Annotated in this window: 24 protein-coding genes; 10 read left to right on the top strand and 14 right to left on the bottom strand. The window is 72.7% G+C overall.

Annotated elements, in window-relative coordinates:
- Positions 1-32: 32 nt before the first annotated feature.
- Entirely contained in the window at positions 33-3608 is a 3576-nt protein-coding gene (locus tag GA0070216_RS12095) for a protein kinase domain-containing protein (protein WP_091244101.1), read from the top strand.
- Here the strand turns inward: GA0070216_RS12095 and GA0070216_RS12100 are convergent.
- Both GA0070216_RS12100 and GA0070216_RS12105 read right to left on the bottom strand, forming a co-directional pair.
- The gene (locus GA0070216_RS12100) at positions 3598-4314 is read right to left on the bottom strand and encodes a hypothetical protein (protein ID WP_091244103.1); all 717 of its coding nucleotides are present in this window, start codon (positions 4312-4314) and stop codon (positions 3598-3600) included. The two genes, GA0070216_RS12095 and GA0070216_RS12100, sit on opposite strands and share 11 nt — an antisense overlap.
- 254 nt (positions 4315-4568) lie before the next feature.
- Complete coding sequence (locus tag GA0070216_RS12105) at positions 4569-4982, bottom strand: DUF6069 family protein (protein WP_091244106.1); 414 nt, start codon at positions 4980-4982, stop codon at positions 4569-4571.
- A 155-nt stretch (positions 4983-5137) separates the two neighbouring features.
- Between GA0070216_RS12105 and GA0070216_RS12110 the strand changes: the two genes are divergently transcribed.
- The 4 genes from GA0070216_RS12110 to GA0070216_RS12120 all read left to right on the top strand — a co-directional run bounded on the left by GA0070216_RS12110 (position 5138) and on the right by GA0070216_RS12120 (position 8573).
- On the top strand, positions 5138-5410 hold the full coding sequence (locus GA0070216_RS12110) for a hypothetical protein (RefSeq protein ID WP_141723063.1): 273 nt from the start codon (positions 5138-5140) through the stop codon (positions 5408-5410).
- 11 nt (positions 5411-5421) lie between these two features.
- Entirely contained in the window at positions 5422-5934 is a 513-nt protein-coding gene (locus GA0070216_RS33730) for a hypothetical protein (protein WP_141723064.1), read from the top strand.
- A gap of 73 nt (positions 5935-6007) precedes the next feature.
- Positions 6008-7147 (top strand): tryptophan dimethylallyltransferase family protein, encoded by a 1140-nt coding sequence (locus GA0070216_RS12115; protein WP_091244112.1) that lies wholly within the window; start codon positions 6008-6010, stop codon positions 7145-7147.
- Positions 7148-7166: 19 nt separating this feature from the next.
- Positions 7167-8573, top strand: a complete 1407-nt coding sequence (locus GA0070216_RS12120) for a tryptophanase (RefSeq protein ID WP_245722457.1) — start codon at positions 7167-7169, stop codon at positions 8571-8573.
- Between the two features lie 101 nt (positions 8574-8674).
- Here the strand turns inward: GA0070216_RS12120 and GA0070216_RS12125 are convergent, their stop codons facing one another.
- The 4 genes from GA0070216_RS12125 to GA0070216_RS12140 are packed head-to-tail and all read right to left on the bottom strand — an operon-like array spanning position 8675 to position 12447.
- Positions 8675-9214 (bottom strand): GTP-binding protein, encoded by a 540-nt coding sequence (locus GA0070216_RS12125; RefSeq protein WP_245722458.1) that lies wholly within the window; start codon positions 9212-9214, stop codon positions 8675-8677.
- 34 nt (positions 9215-9248) lie between these two features.
- A complete protein-coding gene (locus GA0070216_RS12130) occupies positions 9249-9614 on the bottom strand; it encodes a DUF742 domain-containing protein (RefSeq protein ID WP_091244117.1) in 366 nt (121 codons plus the stop codon).
- Positions 9611-10042, bottom strand: coding sequence for a roadblock/LC7 domain-containing protein (locus GA0070216_RS12135; RefSeq protein WP_091244120.1), 432 nt, complete (start codon positions 10040-10042; stop codon positions 9611-9613). Before GA0070216_RS12135 ends, GA0070216_RS12130 begins: the two co-directional genes overlap by 4 nt.
- A complete protein-coding gene (locus GA0070216_RS12140; protein ID WP_245722459.1) occupies positions 10039-12447 on the bottom strand; it encodes a nitrate- and nitrite sensing domain-containing protein in 2409 nt (802 codons plus the stop codon). The genes GA0070216_RS12135 and GA0070216_RS12140 overlap by 4 nt, the downstream gene beginning before the upstream one ends.
- Before the next feature lie 456 nt (positions 12448-12903).
- On the opposite strand from GA0070216_RS12140, the gene GA0070216_RS12145 reads away from it, so the two are divergent.
- Together GA0070216_RS12145 and GA0070216_RS12150 are read left to right on the top strand one after the other, a co-directional pair.
- Positions 12904-13611 carry a hypothetical protein gene (locus GA0070216_RS12145; protein ID WP_091245216.1) on the top strand — a complete coding sequence of 236 codons (708 nt, stop codon included), beginning with the start codon at positions 12904-12906 and terminating at the stop codon, positions 13609-13611.
- A 140-nt stretch (positions 13612-13751) separates the two neighbouring features.
- Positions 13752-14834 carry an NAD-dependent epimerase/dehydratase family protein gene (locus tag GA0070216_RS12150; RefSeq protein WP_091244122.1) on the top strand — a complete coding sequence of 361 codons (1083 nt, stop codon included), beginning with the start codon at positions 13752-13754 and terminating at the stop codon, positions 14832-14834.
- Between the two features lie 108 nt (positions 14835-14942).
- Here GA0070216_RS12150 and GA0070216_RS12155 read toward each other — a convergent pair whose 3' ends face one another.
- The 3 genes from GA0070216_RS12155 to GA0070216_RS12165 all read right to left on the bottom strand — a co-directional run bounded on the left by GA0070216_RS12155 (position 14943) and on the right by GA0070216_RS12165 (position 17770).
- Complete coding sequence (locus GA0070216_RS12155; RefSeq protein ID WP_091244126.1) at positions 14943-15692, bottom strand: ZIP family metal transporter; 750 nt, start codon at positions 15690-15692, stop codon at positions 14943-14945.
- Positions 15693-15791: 99 nt separating this feature from the next.
- A complete protein-coding gene (locus GA0070216_RS12160; protein ID WP_091244129.1) occupies positions 15792-17000 on the bottom strand; it encodes a GNAT family N-acetyltransferase in 1209 nt (402 codons plus the stop codon).
- A gap of 50 nt (positions 17001-17050) precedes the next feature.
- The gene (locus GA0070216_RS12165) at positions 17051-17770 is read right to left on the bottom strand and encodes a PP2C family protein-serine/threonine phosphatase (protein WP_091244132.1); all 720 of its coding nucleotides are present in this window, start codon (positions 17768-17770) and stop codon (positions 17051-17053) included.
- 63 nt (positions 17771-17833) lie between these two features.
- On the opposite strand from GA0070216_RS12165, the gene GA0070216_RS12170 reads away from it, so the two are divergent.
- The gene (locus GA0070216_RS12170; protein ID WP_091244135.1) at positions 17834-18880 is read left to right on the top strand and encodes a response regulator transcription factor; all 1047 of its coding nucleotides are present in this window, start codon (positions 17834-17836) and stop codon (positions 18878-18880) included.
- Between the two features lie 9 nt (positions 18881-18889).
- Here GA0070216_RS12170 and GA0070216_RS12175 read toward each other — a convergent pair whose 3' ends face one another.
- A complete protein-coding gene (locus GA0070216_RS12175) occupies positions 18890-19450 on the bottom strand; it encodes a helix-turn-helix domain-containing protein (protein WP_091244138.1) in 561 nt (186 codons plus the stop codon).
- Between the two features lie 127 nt (positions 19451-19577).
- Between GA0070216_RS12175 and GA0070216_RS12180 the strand changes: the two genes are divergently transcribed.
- Positions 19578-21104 (top strand): benzoate/H(+) symporter BenE family transporter, encoded by a 1527-nt coding sequence (locus tag GA0070216_RS12180; RefSeq protein WP_245722460.1) that lies wholly within the window; start codon positions 19578-19580, stop codon positions 21102-21104.
- Here GA0070216_RS12180 and GA0070216_RS12185 read toward each other — a convergent pair.
- Positions 21057-21329 carry a hypothetical protein gene (locus tag GA0070216_RS12185; protein WP_091244141.1) on the bottom strand — a complete coding sequence of 91 codons (273 nt, stop codon included), beginning with the start codon at positions 21327-21329 and terminating at the stop codon, positions 21057-21059. The genes GA0070216_RS12180 and GA0070216_RS12185 overlap by 48 nt on opposite strands.
- 847 nt (positions 21330-22176) lie before the next feature.
- On the opposite strand from GA0070216_RS12185, the gene GA0070216_RS12190 reads away from it, so the two are divergent.
- Positions 22177-23532 (top strand): glycoside hydrolase family 6 protein, encoded by a 1356-nt coding sequence (locus GA0070216_RS12190; RefSeq protein ID WP_218108192.1) that lies wholly within the window; start codon positions 22177-22179, stop codon positions 23530-23532.
- Between the two features lie 315 nt (positions 23533-23847).
- Here the strand turns inward: GA0070216_RS12190 and GA0070216_RS12195 are convergent, their stop codons facing one another.
- From GA0070216_RS12195 to mscL, 3 genes are all read right to left on the bottom strand, one after another.
- The gene (locus GA0070216_RS12195; protein WP_091245219.1) at positions 23848-24207 is read right to left on the bottom strand and encodes a hypothetical protein; all 360 of its coding nucleotides are present in this window, start codon (positions 24205-24207) and stop codon (positions 23848-23850) included.
- A 113-nt stretch (positions 24208-24320) separates the two neighbouring features.
- The gene (locus tag GA0070216_RS12200) at positions 24321-24569 is read right to left on the bottom strand and encodes a hypothetical protein (protein WP_091244147.1); all 249 of its coding nucleotides are present in this window, start codon (positions 24567-24569) and stop codon (positions 24321-24323) included.
- Between the two features lie 79 nt (positions 24570-24648).
- Positions 24649-25119 (bottom strand): large conductance mechanosensitive channel protein MscL, encoded by a 471-nt coding sequence (gene mscL, locus GA0070216_RS12205; RefSeq protein WP_091244150.1) that lies wholly within the window; start codon positions 25117-25119, stop codon positions 24649-24651.

The raw sequence follows: 25119 nt of genomic DNA on the forward strand, positions 1-25119 counted from the left end.
TCCCGTGCGCTGCGGGCTGCCAGGCTCGGACCATGCCGTGGCGTCCCGGAGAGCTGATCCTGGATCTCTACGAGGTGCGCGACCAGCCCCTCGCCGGTGGCATGGGCCTGGTCTACCGGGTCCGGCACCGGGGCTGGGACACCGACCTCGCCGTCAAGGTGCCGCGCCCCGAGCAACTGACCACCGAGGCGCACCGTGCCCGGTTCGAATCCGAGGCGGGCACCTGGGTCGGGCTCGGGCTCCACCCCCACGTGGTCAGCTGCGCGTACGTGCGTCGTGTCGACGGGCTGCCCTGCGTGTTCGCGGAGTGGGTGGCCGGTGGCTCACTGGACCAGGTGGTCCGGGCCGGGCGGCTGCACGAGGGGCCGGGCGGCCCCGACGGTGGATTCCTCGCCCGGGCGCTCGACCTCGCGGTGCAGTCGGCGTGGGGCATCGACCACGCCCATCAGCAGGGCCTCATCCACCAGGACGTCAAACCCGCGAACATCATGGTCGGCCTCGACGGGGCCTGGACCGCGAAGGTCACCGACTTCGGGCTGGCCGGCGCCCGGGCCGCCGTCGACGGGGTCGCCGGCACAGCGGTGGAGGCCAGCCTGGGAGCGAGTTTCGGCGGCATGACCCCCGCCTACTGCTCGCCCGAGCAGGCCGAGGCGGCGGCCGGTGCGCGGGTCACGCTCACCCGGGCCACCGACGTCTGGTCGTGGGGCCTGTGCGTGTGGGAGATGTTCGCCGGCCGCCGCCCCTGCCGCTACGGTCAGGCGGCGCGGGAGGCCTTCGCCGACTACCTGGCGGCGGGGGAGACCTGGCCGGCCGCCCAGCCGATGCCGCCGGGGATCGTCGACCTGCTCCGGCGGTGCTTCGACGTCGACCCGACGACCCGGCCGCACCACCTCGCCGACCTGGCCACGGCGGTCGCCGGGGTGTACGCCGACACCGTCGGCGTCCCCTATCCACGGGTGCCGCCGTCGGCGGCGGGCCTGCTCGCCGGCAGCCTCTCCAACCAGGCGCTCTCGCTGCTCGACCTCGACCGGCCGGAGGATTCGGAGCACCTGTGGCGCAACGCGATCGACATCGACCCGCACCACCCCGCCGCCGTCTACAACTGGGCGCTGTACCGGTGGCGGCGCGGGCGGATCACCGACGAACAGGTGCTGGCGGAGCTGCGGACGGCCCGGGAGATCGCCGGGGAGAACTGGCAGGCCGACCACCTGCTGGGGTTCGTGCACGCCGAACGGGGCGACGACGAGGCGGCCCGGCCCTTGCTGGCCGCCTCGTCCACCAACCCCGACGTCGCCGAGGTGGCCGGTGCCCTCGCCCGGCGCGGCACGGCACCCGGGCCGCAGCGTCTGCCCGGCCACCGCGGCCAGGTGACCGCCGTCGCCGTCGACGAGAGCGGGCGGGTGGCGGTCACCGGCGGTAAGGACGGAAGCCTGCGGATCTGGTCGCTGACCGAGAACCGGGCGGTCCGCGAACTCGGTACGGACGGCGCGGGTGCCCCGGTCACGACCCTGGCGATCGACCCTGCCGGCCGTACCGCGCTCGTCGCCCGCGAGGGGGGTCGGACCGAACGTTGGAACCTGGCCCGGGTCGGGTGCGTCACCGTGCCGCTCGGCCAGCGGGCGGCCGTGACCGCGCTGGCGCTGACGACTTCGGGCGCTGCCGCCATCGGGTACGACAACGGGCGGATCGAGGTGTGGGACACGACCGACGGGCGGCTGCGGCGCACCCTGGAGCACCCGCCGAGCACCTACCAGCGGCTGGACCCGGCGACGGGCCGGATCCTGCCGGAGATCCAGGAGAGTCCCGCAGAGGTCACCGTGCTGGGCCTGAGCGAGGACGGCACGGTCGCGGTGTCGGCGGCGCCCCGGGACGGCAGTGTGGTGGTCTGGGAGGTCGACACCGGGCGCTGGCTGCACCGCCTGGTCAAGTCCGCCGACATGCGGATGACCGGGGTCGACGAGGTGGCATTGGGCGGGTCCGGCAGGTACGCCCTGCTGATCGGGCACCAGACACGGGTGGCGCACCTGTGGGAGACCAGGCCCCACCGGGTGCGGGGGCCGGTGCCGAACAACCTGAACCGGTACTCGACGGTCGTGCTCAGCGGTGACGGCGAACGGGCGGTCTCGGTCGGGGTCGGCAGTCCCGACCAACCGGTGCGGATCTGGGAGACGGATTCCGGCCGGTGCCTGCGTACCGTCGCCACGCGTATCGACGGGCTGCGACCGGAGATGGCCGGTCTGCTGTCGCTCACCTGTGCGGCGACCAGCGGCGACGGCGCGCTGGTCGTGCTCGGGGACGAGTACGGGGGGCTGCACGTCCACCGGCTGCCCCGCCCCGACCTGCGCGCACCGTGGAGTTACGAGCGGCCGCTGGCGGCGAGGGCGGTGCTGGCGGCCGAGGCGCAGGTCCGGCAACGGGTCGTCCGTGCGGAGTCGCTCGCCGGGGAGGGCCGGCCGGCCGCCGCCGCCGTGGAGCTACGGGCCGCCCGGGACATGGTCGGGTTCGAGCGTCACCCGCAGCTGCGGGAGCTGTGGGAGCGGTTGGGGCGGACGGCGGGCGAGCGGACCGCGCCACTGGGCGTCTGGCAGCGCTACGAGCTGCGCGGCGGCGAGTTCACCTTCGTCCCCGGGCTGGCCCCGGCGCTGAGTGTCGACGGCGAGCTGGCGGTGACGGGCGGTGCCGACGGCCTGCTCCGGGTGTGGGAGCTGCGGACCGGCCGGCAACGGCACACCTTCGCGGAGCGGGTGGGCAAGGCGCACACGGTCGTGCTTTCCGCAGATGCCCAGCTCGCCCTCAGCGCGGACTGGGCCGGGACCGCGCACCTGTGGGACCTGGCGGCCGGCCGGCGGCAGGCCGAGCTGCACGGCGACCACGGTGCGGTGCGGGCGGTCGCGATGGACGGCACGGGCCGGTACGTGATCGTCGGCGACGCCGACGGGAACCTGTGCCTGTGGAGCCTGTACCGGTTCCACCTGAGCCGCACCATGGTGGCGCACCGGGGGCCGGTGGGGTCGGTCCAACTCAGCGACGACGGTCGGTATGCCGCGTCGGTCGGTGCGGAGGACCGGACGTGCCGACTGTGGCGCACGGGCACCGGCAGCCCGGTGCTCACGATCCCCGTCGAGTTCGGGTCGGTACCGCTGCGGTTCACCCCGGACAGCAGGCAGCTTCTGATCAACTCGCCGGGGGAACTGACCGCGTGGGACGTGCAGACCGGCCGGCAGCGGTACGCCTTGCCGAGCCGGGGTGACGCCATGGCGCTGAGCCGGGACGGACGGGTCGGGCTCGTCCGTGCGTACGACGAGTCGTACGGGCGGGTGGTGTCGGTGTGGGAGACGGCGACCGGGCGGGTGCTGTGCGAACTGGCCTCCGAGGCGAAGGTGTTCGACGTGAGCCCGGACGGTCGTCATGCGGTGACCGCCGATGTGGACCGTACGCTGGGCATCTGGGACGTCCGGACGGGACGACGCGTGCACACGTGCGACGGTCATCCGGAGCCGGTGTCGTCCGTGGCCTTCACGGCGGACGGCCGGAGCATGGTGTCGATGGACAGCCGGCCGGCGATCCGGCGGTGGGAGCTGGACTGGGACTACGACTTCACGGGCTGACCCGCAACCGGGCGGAGCCGAGCCGGGTGCTGAGCCCGCCGCCCGTCACCGGCTCCATCGGCTGGTCGGTGTACGCCGCCGCGCGCAGCGCGTCGTCGTGGGCGGCCCGTTGCTTGCGGGAGAACCGGCTGCGGTCGACCGCGAGGTCGGCCACGACCGGCGGGATGAGATCCCGGAACTCCTGCGGCACCCCGGCGATGTGGCGTTCGTAGTGGGGATCGTCCGGGTAGCTCAGCGTCAGGGTGACCGGTGGCTCGCCGCGCAGCCGACCGCCCAGGGCGCGCAGGGAACCGGCCAGGAACTCCAGGGCGATGTTCACGTCACCCGACAACGTGATGTTGTTGGACTCCGGCTGGTATCCGGGCGGGGCGTCCTCGGGCACCACGAAACGTACGGTGACCCGCTTGGCGGGCAACTCCAGCAGCAGGCGGGGCCAGGGTCCGCCGCCCTCGATGGTCACGTCCACCCGCTGGGGATCGACGGACAGCCGCAGGCTGAGCCAGTCGATCATCGCCAGGGCCTCGGGCGGCAGGTCGTCCTGACGGTACGGGCCCCGGCTGCGGGTCCGCAGGGCGTGCGCGTGCATGGTGGTCAGCACGCGCGCCCCGTCGCCGTCGATCTCCAGGGAGAGCGGGTGGACCGCCAGGTCCCGCATGACGCGGACGACGGCGTCGATCAGCGCGGATGGTGCCGAGGCGGGAGCCATCGTCCACCTTTCGCTCCGTGTGGGATCGGTGTCGCACCGTGTCAGCCAGTGTCGCACATGAATGTTTTCGGCACTGCCGCCGGCCGGCGGACGGCGTACGCGATGATCCGCGCTGCGCACCCACCGCCGCTCGCGGATCGTCGTCGACGCCCCGGAGGTGGCGGTCAGGACGGTGGGCCGCCGCCGGCCCGTGCACCTCGGCGACGGCGGCCGCCGCATGACGTACCCCGCTGGCTCGTGGGTGGAAGCGGGGGTCAGGCGGCCAGGCGGCGCGCGAGCGCGGGGACCACGATGGCGGCCGCGACCAGGTGGGTGAGGATCAGCAGTGCCTTGGTCGCCGCTCCGGCGTCGATGAGCAGGTCGGGCACCAGCGACAGGGCGGTCAGCACCACGGTGACGAGGACGAACGTTCGCCGCGGACGCCGGGCGAAGCGGGCCAGCAGCACGGCGAGAAGCACGCCGACCAGCGAGAAGGCGGCGGTCAGCAGGCCGAATCCCGAGAGCGGAATCGTATCGTCGCCCACGCCGAGGCTGATCCCGGCCGCGTGGCCGGCGGCGGCGACGGCCACGGTGGCGACGCTCGCGGCAGCCGTAGCGATCACCCCGGTCAGGATCAGCGCACCGATGGCGGACCTGGTGGCGTGGGGCGGGTTCGCAGCGGTGGTCATCGTGCCTCCAACGGTGGGCCGGGCCGGCCCGGTGCCTGACCTCTCATCAGAACGACGAACGGGACGAACCTCAATCGACAGGCACGCCCAGGTTCTTCGTCCGTTGTGACGCCTGGCTATTGTCAGCCCACAACTCCATCGAGGAGTCTCATTGCATGGGGGAACAGATGATCTCTCGGCGCCTTCGCGCGCTTTCCGCCGCCGTGGCAGCCGCCACGGTCGCTCTGTCGATCGCGACTCCGGCCATGGCGGCACCGGCCACCGGGCCGGTTCTCGACATCACGTCGATCGCCTTCGACCGTCCGCAGGTCGACGTCACCGAGGACTACGCCGCGGTCAGCCTGACGTGGACGACCACCGACCGGGCTGCCGGGGCGGGAACGTCGCGTTCTACGGCACGGCCCACGGTGCTCCCGACCTCGGCCTGACCGTTACCCAGGTGCCGGACGAGAAGGCGCCGGTGGTGTTCTCGGCGAGGTTGCCCAAGGCGACCCGGACGTCCCAGGAGACCGCAGACGCGTGGGGTCTCGGCTTCGACGTCACGATCGAGGTCGACGAGTTCGCGCCGATCTCGTCGACCAGCGCGACGAACTATGACAGCACGGGGGCTTCCCGGGGCGGCATGTACGGGAGCCGGCACGACCTGACAGCCCGGACGACCCGCCCCCTGTGGGCCGGGCCGTCCGGGACAGTGCGGGCGAGGACCGCGGTGCCGGTCCGGCCCGAGGGCTTTCCTTGGGTCCGGGGCACTGCCCTGCCGCAATGCTCGACTGTCAGGCCGACGCCACCCGGTGCCGGCCTGACGGCTTTGGCGGCAACCCGCCGGGTGGAAACCGGGGACGGCACTCCGCGGCGATCATCAACACCATGTGACGTATCCTGCACGCGACTCTGGGTGATTGTCAGAGGTGATTTGCCGGTCTCGATCCTGTTATGTCATTGCAAGTTGTGATCAATCTTGACCTTGTTGCGAAATGCTTCTTAGGGTCTCTTTTGGTCGTCGGCTTGATCGGGAGAGAGAACTGATGGACGAAGTGTCCCTTTCCGATCGTCTGAGCGACCAGCTGAGGCGTTTGTGCGAGGTCAGCGGGATCAGTGCGGCGGAGCCGCTGGAACTGCTGGAAAGCCTGCTCGGACCGGCCGGCCCACAGCCGTTGTCGGCCCCGCCGGGGTGGCCGTCCAACGTCGCGGACGACCACACTCCGGTGGAGTTCTCCATCGCCTTCAGCGCGACCGAACCGCCCACCGTGCGGATTCTGGGCGAGACGTTGGGGACACCACCCGCCCGGTTGACCAACATGCTCGCCACCCAGCGGTTCCTCGACCGGCAGGCACACCGCGCCGGCCTGTCCACGTCCCGGCTGGATTCGGTGCGCGACCTGTTCGCCACCTACCACCCGCAGGGCACCTTCGCCCTCTGGTGCTCACTGGTCTTCCGCAGCGGCCGGCGACCCGAGTTCAAGGTCTACCTCAATCCGGAGCTCCGGGGGATCGACCGGGCACCGGCCCTGGTCTCCGAGGCGCTGCACCGACTCGGACTGGGCAGGTCCTACCGGGCGATGCTCGACCGCAGCATCCGTCCGGGCGAGCTGGGTCACCGGGACCGGCTGACGTTCTTCGCCCTCGACCTGCATGACGGCGCCCAGGCCCGGGTCAAGCTCTACCTGACCCACCATGACGCCTCGGTGCGGGACGTCGTCCGGGCGGCCGGCGTGGTCCACGACGTGGATGCGACCCGCCTCGCCGAGTTCGCCGCGCTGGCCGGTGGCGGCCGGACCCGGTTCGCCGGTCTCCCGCTGGTCGGCAGCTACACCCTGGTCGAGGGGGTCGACCGGCCGGTCGGCTACAGCCTCTACGTGCCGATCCGGGGCTACGTCGAGGACGACGAGGAGGCGTACGACCGGGTGGTGGCGGTGCTGGACCACTGCGGGTTCGACCACACGGTGCTGGATCGGGCGCTCGCCGCGGTGGCCCGCCGGCCGCTGCGCGACGGGGTCGGACTGATCCCGCACCTGTCGCTGCGGATGGGCGCTCCCCGGCCGGGGGTGACCGTCTACCTGTCGGCCGAGGCTTACCAGGTGAGCCCGCCGGTGCGCCACCCGTGGACCGTGGACGGTGCGGCACTGGCGGCTCCGACCGGCCGTGCCGGCGCGGGACACCCCTGATTCCATCGAGGAGCGAACTGTGTCCGTGGACCTGCACCAGATGTTGCCCCCGTACCGGATCAAGGTGGTCGAGCCGATCCCCTTCCTCAGCCCGCAGGAGCGGCGGGCGGCCCTCGCGGAGGCGGGATACAACCCGTTCCACCTGCGCGCCGACCAGATCACCATCGACCTGCTGTCGGACTCCGGCACCGGGGCCACCTCGGCCGCGCAGGAGGCTGCCGCCGCGCTCGGCGACGAGTCCTACGCCGGGGCGCGCTCCTGGTTCCGGTTCCGCGACGAGGTCCACGACCTCACCGGCTATCCGCACATCCTCCCGGTCCACCAGGGGCGGGCCGGTGAGCGGGTGCTCTTCACCGGGCTGCTGAAGCCCGGCCAGCTCTGTCTCAGCAACACCCACTTCGACACCACCCACGCCAACGTCAAGCTGGCCGGGGCGGAGCCACGGGACCTGCCGTGCCCGGCCGCGTTCGACCTCGACAGCCCGGACCCGTTCAAGGGCAACATCGACCTGGACGCGTTAACGCGCACCCTCACCGGGCCGGAGCGGGACCGGGTCGGCCTGGTCCTGATGACCATCACCAACAACGGGCTCGGCGCGCAGCCGGTGTCGATGGCCAACCTCACCGCCGTCCGTGACCTCTGCCGCCGCCACGAGGTGCCGTTCTTCCTGGACGCGGCCCGGTTCGCCGAGAACGCCTGGCTGGTCGGTCAGCGCGAGCCGGGCTACCAGGACTGGACGCCACGGCAGATCGCCACCCACGCCTTCGGGCTCGCCGACGGCTGCGTGGTGAGCCTCAAGAAGGACGGTCTGTCGGCCATCGGCGGGCTCATCGGGTTGCGCGACGACGACCTGCACGCCCGGTGCGAGGCGAACCTGATCGCCACCGAGGGCTTCTCCACCTACGGCGGGCTGGCCGGCCACGACCTCGAACGGCTCGCCCAAGGGCTGCGCGAGGTGGTCGAACCCGGCTACCTGCGGGCCCGGGCCGCCTCCACCGCCCGGCTGGCCCGGCTGATCAACGAGGCCGGGGTGGACACCGTCCAACCGGCGGGCATCCACGCCCTCTACCTCAACGCCGGCCGGCTGCTGCCCCACCTGTCACCGCAGGAGTTCCCCGGCCACGCCCTCGGCTGCCAGCTCTATCTCGACGGCGGCATCCGCTGTGCCGAACTGGGCTCGCTCTATCTGGGCGGGATGGACGACCAGCACCGGCTGGTCACCCCGGCCCCCTTCGAACTGGTGCGCCTGGCCATCCCGCGCCGGGTCTACACCGACACCCACCTTGAGTACGTGGCCGCCGTCCTCGCCGACATCGCCAAGGAACCCGGGCGGGTATCCGGCTACCGGGTGGTCTCGTCACCACCCCTGTTGCGCCACTTCAAGGTGCGGTTGGCACCGATCCCGGCGGCGGGCAGCACCGACTGATCCCGCTGCGACGCGGTGGCTCCGGTACGCCCACGTGGTGGACCGGCGTCACCGCGCGCCACACAGGCAGAGGTGGTGGAGTGGGGCTCCGGGCTCGCCGCTCAGGTGGTGGCGGGCAGCCGGGCCAGGGCGTGCCGCACCAACTCGATCAACGCCTGCTTGCTGGAGGCCCGGTCCCGCGCGTCGCACCACAGCAGCGGCACGGTCTCGTCCAACTCCAGCGCGCTGCGGATCTCATCCTCGGTGTAGGGGCACTCGCCGTAGAAGCGGTTGACGGCGGCGACGAAGGGGATGCCCCGGCGCTCGAAGTAGTCGACGGCGGGGAAGCTGGTGCCGAGCCTGCGGGTGTCGACCAGCACGATCGCCCCCACCGCGCCCTGGGCCAGCTCGTCCCAGATGAACCAGAACCGGTCCTGCCCCGGGGTGCCGAAGAGGTAGAGCACGACGTCGTTGCTGATGGTGATCCGACCGAAGTCCAACGCGACCGTGGTGCTCGTCTTGCCCTCGACGCCGGTGATGTCGTCCACCCCGATGCTGGCCTGGGTGAGGACCTCCTCGGTGACCAGTGGCGGAATCTCGCTGACCGATCCGACCAGGGTGGTCTTGCCGGTGCCGAAGCCGCCCGCCACGACGACCTTCACCGATTTCCGATCCACGTGTATCAGTCCCTCTTGTCTATATCCGCTGGAGGCCGGCGAGCACCGTCTCCAGCAGCCACCGGTCGGCGATCTTCTCCTGTGCCGGCGAGCCGATGTCCAGAAAACCCTGTTCGTGGAGCACGTCCACCATCACCTTGGTGATGGTGAGCGGGCGGTGCAGGTAGGCACCGATCTCGGCGATGGAGATCCAACCGTTGCACTGCTGGAGGATCTCCCGGTATTCCAGCTCCAGCCGGGACTGATCGGCCGGCAGGGCGATCACCTGGGTGGCCAGGTCGAGGCTGGTGTTCCGGGGGCTCGTCCGTCCGTTGACGAGGATGTAGAGCGGCACGAGCCGGCCGGCCTCCGCCTCGTCGTCGCCGTCCCACACGTCGTGGGTCATGGTTTCAACCCGGGTCGGTCGGTGAGCATCATGGCGTCCAGGCGGACCTCGGAGCCGAGGTAGTCGCCGATCCGGGTCACCAGGCGACTCATCTCGTACGCGACGGTGCCCATGTCGACGGACTGTTCGCAGAGCACCGCCAGCCGGGCGTTCTGGCCGGCGGCGGCGACGAACAGCGTCCGTCCCTCGTACTCGATGATGACCTGTTGGACCGGCCCGCTGTCGAACCGTCGGCCCATGCCCGCCGCGATGCTGTGCAGGGACGACGCGCCGGCTGCCAGCAGCTCTCCGGCGTCCTGCGGGAGCGACGTGGATTTCTGCACGATCAGCCCGTCGGTGGACAGGACAACCGCGTAGACAACGTCAGGGACCTCTACCAGATCGTCCAGGATCCAGGTCAGATCGTTCTGCGATGCCGAGTAGGTCATGCTTTCCTGCCTTGGTCGTCTCTGCTGGCTGGGTCCCCGGTTTTCGCCGACCGACCAGCGGCCCAGGCCTTCTGGTATCTGGTGAACCGGTCCCGGGCCTCCTCGGGTGACCGCGCGGCAGCGGGCGTCGCGTCGGACGCCTGACCGGGCAGGCCCTCCTCGCGCAGCTCGGGAGCGAGGTGCTGCTGCGGCCGTCGGTGCGGCAGGGGCGGCCGGTCGGCGACCTGGGGGCCGGGCGCACCGCTGCGGACCGCGCCCCGCTGCGCCGGAACGTCGGTCATGATGCCCCCGATGCGGTCAGGCTGTCGGGCCCCGGCGGGATCGGCCGGCGCCTGCACCGCTCCGCTCGGTGCGGTGGCCACCATGGCGGTGGGCCGGGCCCCGGCGGCGGGGTGCAGCTCCCGTCGACCACCACCGACCGGCAGCACCGCGCCGACGCCGGGACGCGACATCGCCGTGGCGATGGTGCCGAGCGGAAGGACGCCCGGGTCGGTGCGGTCCAGGTCGGTGGTGAACGGGTCGGTGGCGATCACGCGGTCGGGCAGCAGCACGATCGCCAGCAGACCGCCGTATGCCGAGGCACGGAGGCTCACCTGGACGCCGTCCCGCTTGGCCAGCTCCGCCACCACGTGCAGGCCGACCTGCGCGCCGTCCTTGAGTGCCGTCACGTCCGGGGTGGGTGCGGTCGCCAGCAGCTCGTTCGCCCGCTCCAGCGCGTCCGCCCGCATGCCCACGCCGGCGTCCTCGATCTCGATCGCGATGCCGCGCTTGACCTCGATGCAGGTGACCCAGACCGTGGTCTCCGGCGGGGAGAACGCCAACGCGTTGTCCAGCAACTCGGCCACCAGGTGGACGGTGCCGGCCACCGCCGGCCCGACGACCGCCACGTCGGGCGCGCTGCGCAACGTGATGCGCTGGTACTGCTGGGCCTCGGCGAAGGCCGCCAGCAGCACCCGCCGGACCGGCACCGGGTTCTGGAAGCGCCGGCCGATCTGGCCGCCGGCCAGGATGACGAGGTTCTCCAGGAACCGGCGGGTCTGGGTGAGCTGGTGGTTGATGTCGAACAGCTCCGCCAGCAGCTTCTCGTCACCGATCCGGTTCTGCAGATCCTCGATGACCTTCAGACCGCGTTGCAGCGGGCGTTGCGGACGACGCGCGACGCCCATCAGCATCGCGATACCCGCGGCCCGGGTCTTCGCCTCGTCGACGGCCGCGCCCGCCGCAGCCTGCAACGAGCGGTTGATGACCTCGGCGACCCGGCCGATCTCGTCGCTGCCGTACTCCTGCAGGGGCAGTTCGGCGGCGAGGTCGACCTTCTCCCGGCGGCGGAGCCGGTCCATCATGGCCGGTAGTTGCTTGTCGACCACCGCCTCGGCGTCCCGACCCAGCTGGGCGAGGCGGACCGACAGTGCCCGGTCCACCAGGATCTGCGACTGGCGGATCGCCCAGATGATCGCGGCGATGACGACGAGCAATGCGATCAGACTGCCCAGGGAGGCGGTCAGGAGCTGGGTGTTGCCGGTGCGCAGCGTCCGGGCCGAGACCGTGTCGGCCTGCACCACGGTGAGATTGATCAGATCGTCGGAGACCTGTCGGGTGAGGGTTTCCCACTGGGCCCGGTTGAACGGCAACGCGCGGGGTGCGCCGGAACGCCAGGGCCCATTGCTGACCAGGGTCTTTTCCGCCGCGACGAGTTCCTTCCAGGAGTCGCTCGCGGTGATCTCGGCATAGCGTCGGCGGGCTTCCGGTTCCAGGTGTGGCGCCACGTTGGTGAGGCCGGCGTGATAGGCCCCCACCAGGTTGGTGAAGTCGAGATGGTCTTCCGGGCTGAGGGTGCGGGCGCCGAAAGCGCCGTCAATGGTGGAACCGGCCCGCGACATCAGGTCACTGGCGCGGAACGCCTCGGTCGCCGCGATGCCACCCTGGGCGGCGATGACGTCGGGGACGATTCTCGCCTGGGTGTCGAAGAGGCCGGTCGCGGCGTCGAGCACCCGGTTGTAGAAATCGTAGACACCCGTACCGTTGGCTGACCGGGAATCGATGGTGCTCCGCACGCTGGCCATTTCGTCCAGCAGGCCGGCCAGCGTCTCCCACCGCGTCACGATCGAGTCCGGGGCGGCGGCCAGCGCGGAGTCGGCGACGGGGCGCAGGGCGGCCAGCAGTTGGTCCGTCTGCTGCCGTTGCTCGATGAGCCGGCTCAGGTCCCGGGACGGCTGGGTCAGGTAGCTGACGCTCAGCCGCCGCTCCTGCTGGATCGACGACAACGCGGAGACCGCCGGGATCGACACCTGCCGGACGCTGTTCGCGACCTGGCGGTTGTAGAAACCCTGGAAGATGAGATAGCCGGAGGCGACGAGCCAGACGACCAGGGCGACGACGCTGGGAATGAGCACCAGCCTGATCACGCGTCGTTTGATTGACTGCGGTCGACCGGCACGCCGACCCGATGTCGTCGGGGGGGCCTGATCGTCTGAGGCGCGGCGCGGGTCTTCGCGGTCGGCCTGTTTGTGCGCCAAGTCGTCGTATCCAATCCTGGTCAAGCCATCAACACCGGCAGTCCTGCGCCACTGGTCGACGCCGATGTGTGCCAACCCTACCGTCTATCCGGTCCCGCACCGGGCCACGATTCGACGACTGTGGACGGTCGCGCCATTCGCACTGGTCAGACATTCGGGATGAGTTGCATCGATCACAGCCCCGGTAATGACGTGACGTGTGTCACTGGAGAGTGGGTGGGAACCGGCGAAACCGGCGGGTGGTCACCGGCGTCCAGTCTGTTGCTGCGGTGCCATCACCGCCGGCGTGAGGCTCAAGTGGACGACCCCCGCGAACACCCGCGGGGCCGGGTGGAGGAGCACGGGATGTTGAAGGCGAAGTGGGTTACCGGGGTGGCGCTGCTGGTGTGCTCCGGGACGCTGATGGCCTGCGGGGACGGCGCCGCGACGCCCACCGGCACCGCGTCGGGCAGCGCCACACCGTCGGGCGTCGCCACCCCCTCCGGGACGGTGACGCCCAGCGGTACGGCACTGCCCGCCGACCCGGCGACGTCCCCGCCGACCGCGGCCCCGTCCAAGTCCGCCGGCAAGCCGGCGGCCACGACCAGCACGGCCCCGGTGCTGTCCGGCAAGCGGGAGGTCACCATCGTCCGGGTGCAGGCGACCGAGTCGGGGGTGTCGCTGGACGGTGGCGAACTGGTCGAGGTCGACGACGACAGCGGACGCCAGCTGTTCGTGCCGACGCCGGCGGGTGCCGGCAAGTACCTGATCAAGTCGTACGGCAAGCGCGACAACCACCCCGCCAGCGACGACCCGGCCTGCTGGCAGGTGGTCAACCCGGCCAACGGCGGGTCGCTCACCGTCGAGGGGGCGGCCTGCAACTCCCGCAAGCCGGCCCAGCTGTTCACCATCGCGAGCGCGGGCAAGGGCGCGTACGCGATCAGCAACAACTCGGCGTTCCTCCAGTTCTCGCCCAGCCGTGGCCTGATCCTGGAGGAGCTGGGCGACGCGCCGCTGCTGAGCACGTTCCGCCTGGTCGACAACGGTCCGGCCCGTACCCCGGCCGGCGGCTGACCCACGACCGGGCCGCTGCCGGTGGCGGCCCGGCCCGGCGGCGGGTCGGCGGTGTCCGGCCGACCGGACACCGCCGCCGCCCGACGCAGCGGTCGGAGGCGACGGGGTTGGAGTCGGACGCAGCGGGTACCGCAGCCGGCATGCGGATCGTGATCGTGGGTGCCAGTGGCAACGTGGGCACGGCGGTGCTGCGCCGGCTGGGCCGGGAGCCGGGGCTGGACCTCGTCGGCGTCGCCCGGCGGCTGCCCGGCCCGGACGCCGGTGCGCCCTACGACGGGGTGCGGTGGCACTCCTGCGACGTCGGGGCGCCCGGCGCGGTCGACCAGCTCACCGCGATCTTCACCCAGGCCGATGCGGTGGTGCACCTGGCCTGGCAGATCCAACCCAGCCACGACCAGCGCACCCTGCACCGGACCAACGTCGGCGGCAGCCGCGCGGTGACCGAGGCCACTGTCCGGGCCGGCGTGCCCGCCCTGGTGTACGCCTCCTCGGTCGGCGTCTACGCCCCCGGCCCGAAGGACCACCCGATCAGCGAGCGGTGGCCGGCGACCGGGGTGCCCGGTTCCTCGTACAGCCGGGACAAGGCCGAGGTCGAGGCGATGCTGGACACCGTCGAGGCCGCGCATCCGCAGCTGCGGGTGGTCCGGCTGCGCCCCGGGCTGATCTTCCAGCGGGACGCGGGCACCGAGATCACCCGGTACTTCCTCGGGCCGCTGGCCCCGGTGCGGCTGCTGCGACACGGGCGGATTCCGCTCGTACCGGCCCACCGTCGGCTGCGGATGCAGGCGGTGCACGCCGACGACGTGGCCGACGCGTACGCGCGGGCGGTCCTCGGTGAGGCGCGCGGCGCGTTCAACGTCGCCGCGGACCCGGTGCTGACCCCGGAGCTGGTGGCCCGGCACTTCAAGGGCTGGACGGTGCCGGTGGCCGCCCCGGTGCTGCGTGCCGCCGCCGCGCTGACCTGGCGGTTCCGGCTCCAACCGGTGGACGCGGGCTGGGTCGAGCTGGGGCTCAACGCGCCGCTGATGTCCAGTGCGCGGGCCGAGACCGAACTCGGCTGGCAGCCGCAGGTCGACGCGGTGACCGCGTTGCGGGAGCTGTTCGCCGGGATGGCCCACGGCGCGCACACCGGCGGCCCGCCGATGTCCGGCGATGCCGACCTGCCCGGCCGCCCGGCCGGCCTGCTCCGGGGCCGCGCCCCCGGCCAGGGCGACCCCTACTGACCGGCGGTTCCCCGGATGCCGCCGGGGGCGGGCCGGGCCGACCGCTCGGGACGCCACGGTGGCGCCGGCCGGGGCGGGGGCCGCTTCCTCCTCCGCCGGTACGCGGCGTCAGGCGTGGGAGAGGGCGAACGCGGTGAGGAAGCCGAGGACGGTGATCAGGCCGACCAGCAGGTGCGCGTCCTCGAACGCCTCCGGGACCATGGTGTCGGTGATCATCGCGAGGATCGCGCCGGCGGCCAGCGCGGTGATGGTGGCCAGCACCTCCGGCGGCGCACCACCCAGCAGGGTGTGACCGAGCAGGGCGGCGATCCCGCTGATCAGGGTGATCGCCGTCCACAGGGCGAAGACGTAGCGGCGGGAGCGGCCGGCCCGACGCATCCCGGCGGCGCTCGACAGCCCCTCCGGCACGTTGCTGAGGAAGACCGCGACCACGGTGACCAGGCTGACCGGCCCGCCGGTCAGCAGGCTCGCGCCGATCACCACCGACTCGGGTACGCCGTCCAGCAGCGCGCCCACCGCGATCGCCGACCCCGACCCGGGCTGCTCCTGCTCGGAGGGCTGCTCCCCGCCGGAGCGCTTCCGGTGCCGGGCACCCCGTCGGGCGAGGAGCACGTTCGCCCCGGTGTACGCCAGCGCCCCGCCCGTCGCCCCGATCACGGTCGGCAACAGCCCGCCCTGCTCGTGCGCCTCGGCGATCAGCTCGAACGACACGGCCGAGAGCAGTACGCCCGCGCCGAACGCCATGATCGACGCGACGACCATGCGGGGCACCCGGACGAAGAACCCGACGGCTGCCCCGATCAGCAGGGCGGAGCCGGCCAACAGCCCCCACGCCCCGGCTTGCCACCACTCCGGCATTCTGGGGACCGTACCCGCCCCCGGAGCGCGTCAACCAGCCCCGGCCGTCCCGATCCGGCGACACCGGACGGCCCGGCGGTCCGGCGCGGACCGGACGGGTCAGAAGTCGGCGAAGAGGTAGGGCAGGGCGCGCGGGAAGATCCGCCGCAGCGCGGCCGCCGCCTCCGGGCCGACGTCACCCAGCCCCCGGATGTGCACCTCGGCCGGGTCGAGCACCCCGTACGCCAGCGCGGACAGCCCGGCGGCGGTGAGCGTCACCTCCGGCACCGCAGCGCCGGAGGTCACCGCCGACCGGCCACCGGAGGTCAGCTCCAACCGGCCGGAGGCGCCGTCGAGCAGGTGGGTGCCGGCGAGCCAGCGGTCGTCGACCAGTTCCACCCGGACCCGACCGGGCCCGGCGGGCAGCCCGGCGAGGGCGTCCACGCCGAGCAGGCGGGCCATCGGCGCCGGTGAGCCGGGCCGGGTCACCCGGGCCTCGACGTGCACGGCCAGATCGGTCAGCCACAGCTCGGGCAGGTCGTCGGCGGGCAGCTGGAGGCTGATCCGCTCCACCTGGTCGACGTGCCGGGCGAGGAACTGCAACAGCAGGGCGCGCGCGTACGGGTCGGCGGCGAGCAGATCGTCCCCGGCCAGCTCCCCGCCGTGGTCGTCGATCCGGTAGGTCAGCGCGCCGACCACGCTGCCGTCGATCGTCGCGGTGATCAGCCAACGGTCGTCCCGGTCCCGCATGCCGACGTCCCGGAACTCGGGGAAGATCGCGAAGCCGTGCCGCTCCCGCAGGCACCGCTCGGTGAACGAGCGGTAGCGGGCGTACCCGGGGCCGATCCGTTCCCAGGTCACCGTGCCGGGCAGCTCGGCACCCAGTAGCGGAGCCAGGTCGGCCGGCGAGAACCGGGCGGTACGCGCCCGGGGCAACCCCACGTAGCCGAACCGCTCGTAGAAGCTGGCCCGGAACGGGTACAACGCGCTCACCGGGTGACCACCGTCACGCATCTCGTCGAGGAGCTGACGCAGCAGGGCGCGCACGTACCCCTGGCGGCGGGCCAGCGGGTGGGTGGCCACCCCGGCGACCCCGGCCATCGGCAGCACCGCGCCGCGCAGGTTCTGCCGCATCGGGACGGCGCTGGCGGTGGCCCGCGCCACGCCACCCTCCTCGACGACCAGCGTCCGGTTGCCCTTGTTGTACGGCAGGTAGCGGTGGAACGCCTCCACCCGCTCCCTGCTCAGCGGGGACGCCTCGAAGGCGTACGCCTGGAGCGGGAAGCTGGTGGTCAGTCGTTCCTCGGCGGCCAGGCGACGGATGAGCATCCGTCCATCCCAACCCGGCCGGCGGCCGGCCGCAACCCGGTTGGGCCGGTTCAGCCCTCGGTCACGTCCGAGACCACCACGGTGACGTTGTCCGGTGCGCCGGCCTGGTGGGCCAGCTTGACCAACTGCTCGCCGCAGTGCTGCCGGTCCTGGTAGCTGGTGAGCGCCCCGTGGATCGCCTCGTCGGCCACGTAGTCGGAGAGCCCGTCGCTGCACAGCAGGACCCGGTCCCCGGCGAACACGGTCAGCACGCCGATCGCGGGCGGCGCGTCCGCCCCCTGCACGGCCCGGGTCACCAGGGACCGCTGCGGGTGGTGGCGGGCCTGGTCGGGGGAGAGCGCGCCCTGGTCGACCAGCGCCTGGACGAAGGTGTCGTCCCGGGTGAGCTGGGTCAGCTCGCCGTCGCGCAGCAGATAGCAGCGGGAGTCGCCGACCTGGGCGAGGACCAGGGTGTCCCCGGCGAGCAGGGCGGCGGTCAGCGTCGTACCCATGCCCTCGCGGGCGGGATCGGCGGAGATGGCGGCGCGGATGCGTCGGTTGGCGGTGGAGACCACGGCCCGCAACGCCTCGGCGGCCTCGTCGGTGCCAGCGGGTGGGACCAGCTCGTCCAGGATGCGGATGACGATCTCGCTGGCCACCTCGCCGGCGGGCAGCCCACCCATGCCGTCAGCCACCGCGACCAGGCGTTCACCGGCGAGGGCTGAGTCCTCGTTGTTGGTGCGGACCAGGCCGACGTCGTTGAGGATGGCCGAGCGGAGGATCAGCGTCATGCGTCAAGCTTGCCGGATACACCCTCCCTCCGTCTCTACGCACTAGTACGTAGGGTGGGAGAAATGATCCCGGTGTCGATGGTGGGTCGCGTCGGAGAGCTGGCGGAGCTCGACCGGGCGTGGTCCACCGTGGCCGGACCAGGCCGGTCGTCACCCGCCGTCACGGTGATCACCGGAGCCGCGGGGGTGGGCAAGAGTCTGCTGGTCGCGGCGGCCGTCGAGGGTCTCGACCCGCGTCCGGCGGTGATCCTCGCCGGCGCGGCGCGGGTGCACGATCCGGCCCCCTACGACTGGCTGGCGGCGGTGCTCAGCGTCCGCGACGTCGGGGCTCTCGACCTGCCGCCGGACGCGCTGGCCTGGTTGGCACAGCAACCGACCGCGCCGCGCGAGCGGTACGCCCCCGGCACGCTGCTGCGGCTCGCCGTGCGGACCGTCCGGTTGCTGGTCGGCGTCGGCCCGGCCGTGCTGGTGGTGGAGGATCTGCACGACCTCGACCCGGCCAGCCTCAACCTGGTCGTCGAGCTGGCCACCGCGCCGCAGCTGCCGGCGCTGCTGGTGGTGGCGAGCCGGCCGCCGGCCGACGCGGTCGCGCCGGACCTCACCCGCCGCGCCCTGGCCCGCCTCTGCGGGGTACGCGGCGCGGTGCGCCAGCACCTCGGCCCGCTCGGCGTCGCCGAGGTGGCCGAGATCCTCACCCAGGTGTACGGCGACAGTCCGCCGCCGGGGCGGGTGTGCGCCGCCGTGTGGCAACGCACCGGCGGCAACCCGTACGCGCTCACCGAGTTGTTGGCCGTGCACGCGGGTCGGGGGCTGGAGGCGCTGGTCCGCGAGCCGCTGCCGGAGCACCTGCGGGTGCCGGAGCGGCTGCCCGCGCCCCGGGCCGCCGCCCCGCCCGACGTCGAGCTGACCGGTCGGGAGGTGGACGTGCTCGGCTGCCTGGTCGCCGGGATGTCCAACAAGCAGGCCGCGCGGGCGTTGGGCATCTCGGTGCGGACGGTGACCGTGCACGTGTCGAACCTGCTGCGCAAGACCGGCTCGGCGTCGCGTACCGAGGCGGCGCTCTGGGCGGTGCAGCACCGGCTGCCCGGTGCGGGTCAGCTGCGGGGGTAGCGCAGCAGCTCAGCTGCGGGGGTAACGCAGCAGCAGACTGGCGGCGACCTCCTCGTCGCCGAGGGCGGCGTAGCCGTGCGGCACGTCGGAGGTCCAGCGCAGGTGACCACCGGCGGCGGCGGTCAGCGGGGCGTCGACCGGGCCGGCCCGCAGCACCCCGGCGAAGACCGTGACGTGTTCGGTGACCCCGGGTCGGTGGGCGGGGGAGACCTGTTCCCCGCCGGGGTGCACCCGCAGCCGGTACAGCTCGTAGCTGGCGTCGGTGTCGGTGAACGACTCCAGCAGGGTGGCGACGACCGTGGCGCCCCGGACGGTCGGCGTGGTGGCGGGCCCGGCGAGCACGGCCGCCAGCGGCACGCCGAGCTGGGCGGTGATCGCGTACAGCGTCTCCAGGGTGGGGTTGCGGGTGCCGTTCTCCAGTGCGGAGAGGGTGGCCTTCCCGACCCCGGCGGTGCGGGCGAGCGTGGAGAGGGAAACCCCGCGCGCGGCGCGCAGGGCGCGGATCCGCTGGCCGACCGCCTCGGCGTCGGCGTCGAGCGGGGGCCGGCGGGCTGGGCGGGGCCGGGTCATGCCGCTATGGTGCTACACGGCCCGCGTTCCGTAAACGGAACGGGGGCGAACCGGACGGGTGTCCTGAGCCCGCCTTGACGGGCGGGCCTGCGCACCGGCGGTCGGAGTGGGCGTGAGGGAGGCTGTGGTGGGGGATCGGCTGCAACCGGTGCTGGCCGGCGTGGTGACGGCCGTGGTCGGCTTCGCCAGCTCGTTCACCGTGGTGCTCGCCGGGCTGCGGGCGGTGGGCGCCAGCGAGACCCAGGCCGCCTCCGGGCTGCTCACGGTGAGCGTCGCCGCCGGAATCTGCGCGACCTGGCTCGGGCTGCGGCACCGGATGCCGATCGCGATCGCCTGGTCCACGCCGGGCGCGGCGCTGCTGGTCGCCACCGGGCCGGTCCCCGGCGGCTGGCCCGCCGCCGTGGGGGCGTTCGCGCTGTGCGGGCTGCTCATCGTCGCCGCCGGGCTCTTCCCCGCCCTGGGCCGGGCGGTGGCCGCCATTCCCGCCCCGGTGGCGGCGGCGATGCTGGCCGGGGTGCTGCTGCCCCTGTGCACCGCCCCGGTGCGCGCACTGGTCGAGGTGCCGACGCTGGCCGGGCCGGTGATCGTCACCTGGCTGATGCTGCACCGGTTCGCCCGCCGCTGGGCGGTGCCGGCCGCGCTGGTGGTGGCGGCGCTGGCGATCGTGCTGACCACGTCCGGCGTGGGAGTGGGCGTCGCCGACCTGCGACCGGTGGTGTCGCCGACCGTACCGACGTTCACCCTGCCCGCGGTGGTCGGCCTGGCGTTGCCCCTGTTCCTGGTCACCATGGCCGCGCAGAACGTGCCCGGCACGGCGGTGCTGCGCGGCTACGGTTACCGGCCGCCGCTCGCCTCCGCGCTGCGCGCCACCGGGTTGGCCAGCGCGCTCGGTGCCGCCACCGGCGGGCACGCGGTCAACCTCGCCGCGATCACCGCCGCCCTCGCCGCCGGCCCCGACGCCCACCCCGATCCGGACCGGCGGTGGATCGCCTCGGTGACCGCCGGCATCGGTCTGGCGCTGCTCGGGCTCGGCGCTGGCGCGGCGACCACGCTGGTGCTGCTCTCCCCGCCGGTGCTCATCGAGGCGGTCGCCGGGCTCGCGCTGCTCGGCGCGTTGGCCGGCGCGCTCTCCGCAGCCCTCTCCACCTCGCCTATCCCCACCTCGCCTGCCCCCGCCTCTTTGTCCCCGGCCTCCCCGTCCGCGGCCTCTTCACCGCCCGCCGCCGTCTCCACCCCGGCCTTGCCCGCATCGGGCGCTGCCTCCGCCGCGTCCCCGGTCGTCGCCGATCCACCGAGCCGTGAGGCCGCAGTGGTCACGTTCGTGGTCACCGCGTCGGGGGTGAGCCTCCTCGGCGTGGGTGGGGCGTTCTGGGGACTGCTCGCAGGCTGGCTGATGCTGCTGCTCTTCCGCCGCCGGACCCCACCCCTGGCCGCCGCTCCCGTGCCCGCGCCAACGGAGACGACCGTGCCGGCGGGCCGGGCAGGGGCGGTGAGTCCGGCAGGGGCGACGACTCCGGAAGAGACGACGGGCCTGCCGGGATCGCGGGATCCGGAGGGCACCTCGGCTGTCGGAGATCAGGTCGGGCAGGTCACAGGGCGCTGGCGGTCAGGGGGCGCTGGCGGTCACGTCGACCGCCACCACCCGCAGCCGTAGGTCCGGCACGTACCGCGCGACGGTCGCCGCGAACTCCAGCGCGTGTTCCCGGCTGTCGAGCACCACCAGGGCGTGCCCGATCTCCTGGTCCGCCTCGTCCGACCCCCACCAGCCACGGACGAAACCCGGACTCTGCCGGACGACCTCGGCCATGTGCGCGTACTGCGCCCGGCGCGCCTCCGGCGTGCCGGCCGGCATCTGTTGCTCCCCGACGACCAGGTACATCGGTCCACACTAGACCACCTGCCCGCGATCACCTGGCCAACGCGCCTATGGCCCGGATGTCACCGTGTCCCGCTGTTCTCCGCAATCCCGTGTCTCCCCGATTCGGTCAACCTGGTGGCATCTCGGTGGGCCGCAACACTCGTGCGGGCCCTTTCGAGCTGATGACGTTAACGACTCGCCCGGGGGCCGGGGCCGGGGGCCGCCGGGTGTCGGGTGCCCCGTGCCGATGATTCGTCAACGTCATCAGCTCGAAAGGGTGCGCGACAGGGCAGTTGTCTCCAGGCGATGCTGCCGCCGACGCCCGGCGGGCACCCGGAACCCCGCAGGGAGTGCCGACACACAGAAGCCGTGGCGACGCCGACAGCCCGCTGTCAGCCCAGCGCTGTCGGGCCAGCGTCAGCGGGCCGGCGCTGTCGGGCTCGGGCCGTCGGGCTAGGCCGGCCACGACCACTGCCACCACGATGACATTCATACGAATTCACCCGGCGGCCAGCCGCGCCCCGGACATCCCAGTCGGTGCGGATCGCCGGAAGCGGAGATCGAGTCAGGGGCCGCGCCAATGAGTCTCCACGACAAACCTATTGGGAAACGGACCGACTCCCGACCCGGCCGGCGAGACGGTCACACCTCGCGTCCAGTGTTCTCGCGTCCGGTCGCGCTGCCCGGTGTCCTCGATTGCGGGAGCCTTGCTCGACCCGGCGGGATGGTGCGACAATTGATCGAAGTGTATGAATATTTACTGAGCGGGCCGGCGACCGTGGAGCGGTGCGGCCGGAGCAACGGAGCCGGGCCGCACGCCCCAGGCCACCATCCGGCGCCGGGCCGCGTTCTCCAGGGAGCAGCCAGCATGAGCATGTCACCGTCCGGACGCGTGTCCGCCCGGGTCCGGACGGTTCTCGCCGCCGCCGGATCCGTCCTCGTCGTGGGGGCGCTCGTCGGCGCCGCTCCGGCCAGCCCGGCCGATCCGCCTACCAGGATGGACAACCCGTACGTCGGAGCGCGGGTCTACGTCGACCCGGAGTGGGCCGCCCGCGCCGCCGCCGAGCCCGGTGGCGACGCCGTCGCCGGCCAACCGACCGCCGTCTGGCTGGACCGGATCGCCCGGATCGAGGGCAAGGACGGGATGATGGGTCTGCGCGAGCACTTAGACGCGGCCGTGGCGCAGCGCGCCGACCTCGTCCAACTGACCCTCTACGACCTGCCTGCCCGCGACTGCGGCCGACAGGCTCCGCCCGGCGAGCTGTCGATCGGCGACATCGCCCGTTACCGGACCGAGTTCGTCGACCCGATCGTCGAGATCCTCGCCGACGCCCGCTACGCCGATCTGCGGATCGTCACCTTCGTCGAGCCGAACTCACTGCCCAACCTCGTGGTCAACGTGAGCCCCCGCTACAACGCCACCCCAGCTTGCGACGAGGTCAAGGCGCGCGGCACCTACCTCGATGGGATCGGGTACGCCCTGGCCCGGCTCGGCGCCATGCCCAACGTCTACTCGTACCTGGACATCAGCCACCACGGTGAGACCGGCTGGGCGGACAACGCCGACCCGTTGACGGCGTTGCTGGCGCAGGCCGCGACGAACGGCGGCAGCACGCTGGCCGACGTGCACGGCTTCGTCGCCAACACCGCCAACTACTCGGTCCTGCGCGAGGAGCACTTCCGGGTCGACGACGTGGTCGCCGGCCAGCCGGTGTACCAGTCGAAGTGGGTCGACTGGAATCCGTTCGTCGACGAGATCCCCTATGCACGGCACATGCGCGACCGGCTGATCGCAGCGGGCTTCTCCCCGCAGGTGGGGGTGGTGGTGGACACCTCCCGCAACGGCTGGGGCGGCCCGAACCGACCCACTGGCCCGGCGACCTCGTGGGACGTGAACCGTTACGTCGACGGCAGCAGGCTCGACCGGCGGACGGTAGTCGGGAACTGGTGCAATCAGGTGGGCACCGGTCTCGGCCAGCGGCCGACCGCCGCGCCGGAGTTGGGCATCGACGCCTACGTCTGGGTCAAGCCGCCCGGCGAGTCCGACGGCGCCAGCGCCCGCCCGGGTACGGGCCGCCCGTACGAGCCCTTGTGCGATCCGGACTACCTTCCGCCGCGCGGTTCGACGTGGCCCACCGGCGCGATGCCGGCGGCACCCCCGTTCGGGGAGTGGTTCCCGGCACACTTCCGCCAACTGCTGGTCAACGCCTGGCCGCCGCTGTAACTACTCGCGAGACTCCACCAGGTTCTGACCGCCGCTGTGGCGGCGCGCGTCTCGACCGTGAGACCAGCTGTTCTCGTCGTCCGCCAGTGGGACACGGCCCGACTGGGTGGCGGTCGTCTCCTTCGATCGCCACCCCACGTCGGCACCCTACCGTTGCGCCCGCCGTCTGCAGTTGTCCCTGAACACCGTCAAACGCTACGCGCGAGCCGACCGGCCCGAGCGGATGCTCCCCGTCCCCACGTACCGGGCTAGCGCGGTCGGGTCGGCGTGGTCGGGGTCGGCGGGTGGTGTGGAGAGGAGCGGCGGCGGGGCGGGTCACTCCTCCGGAGGCAGGTCGCCGACGGGGACGTGCAGGCGTACCTGGTCGTCGGCGACCGTGGCGATCTGGTCCGCCAGCACGTACACCGCGCCGGTGCGGGCCAGTTCGGTGGAGACCTTGAGATAGCCGGTACGCAGCAGGCGGGCCGCCAGGTCGGCCGGGACGTCCGGCTCCTCGACGGCTGCCGACTCGATCAGCTCGTTCAGGCTGCCGCCGGGATCGGCGGTCGACGCCTGCACGGTCACCGCGTTCGGATCGCCCCGCTGGACGAGGTCGACGGTGCCGATCTCGACCCCGACGGTGTCGACCACCCGCATGCCGGTGGTGACCCGGGAGATGACCGCCCGTTCTGCCATGCCCTGCTGCTCCATCCCCGGGCGGTTCCCTGCCCCGCCCGCCGCTAAACCGCCGGATGCCGGGCCGCTGCACCAAAGGGCACCTGGCCGCTGCACCGCCGGAGACGCCGCCGCTAGACCGCCGGGCCCCAGGCGCTGGGCGGACGTGGGGAGAGTTCCCGCCAGGCGTCCGCCCCCTCCAGCAGGGCCCGGACGGTCTCCTCGGCCTCGTCGGCGCTGCCGTACTCGTAGAACTGGGAGATGCCCTCCGCGCCACCGGCCCGCTGCTCGACGTGCCACCGGTCGGCGTCGACCCGGAGGAACACGTCCCGCCGGGCCAGTCGTCCCCATTTGCCGTTCCACCAGTGCCTACGCTGCTCCATGGCCGGACTCTATCGAACATGTGTACGACAAAAGTCGGCCCCTGCGGGAATTCCGCAGGGGCCGATGTGCACCGGTCGATCAGCGCGGGGCGGGCGGCTCCGTCCGGCGGCCGAGCACGTCGTCGAGCGCGCCGCGCTGCCCCGGAGCGGTGTGGCCCCCGGCCAGCAGCGCGTCCCGGATCTCGGTGAGCAGCTTGACCTCCTCGCTGGGCGCGGCCGGCGGCGGCTCCTCGCCCCGCTTGCGCCGCTCGGCCAGCCGGTTCATCGGGTAGACGACCAGGAAGTACAGCGCGGCGGCGGTCAGCGCGAAGGTGATCGCCGCGTTGACGAAGGCCACCCAGTCGAACGGGATGCCCCGGAACGAGGGTGTCGAGCCTTCGAGTCCGTCCTTCTTGCCGGTGATCAACACGATGATGACCCGGACCAGTGGTTCGAGGAACGACTTGGTCAGCTGGGTGACCACGCCCGTGAACGCGGCGCCGATGACGACACCGACCGCCAGGTCGACGACGTTGCCGCGCATGATGAAGTCTTTGAAGCCCTTGAGCAT

Origin of the sequence: Micromonospora matsumotoense, assembly GCF_900091525.1 — a bacterium.
Classification (GTDB): Bacteria; Actinomycetota; Actinomycetes; order Mycobacteriales; family Micromonosporaceae; genus Micromonospora; species Micromonospora matsumotoensis.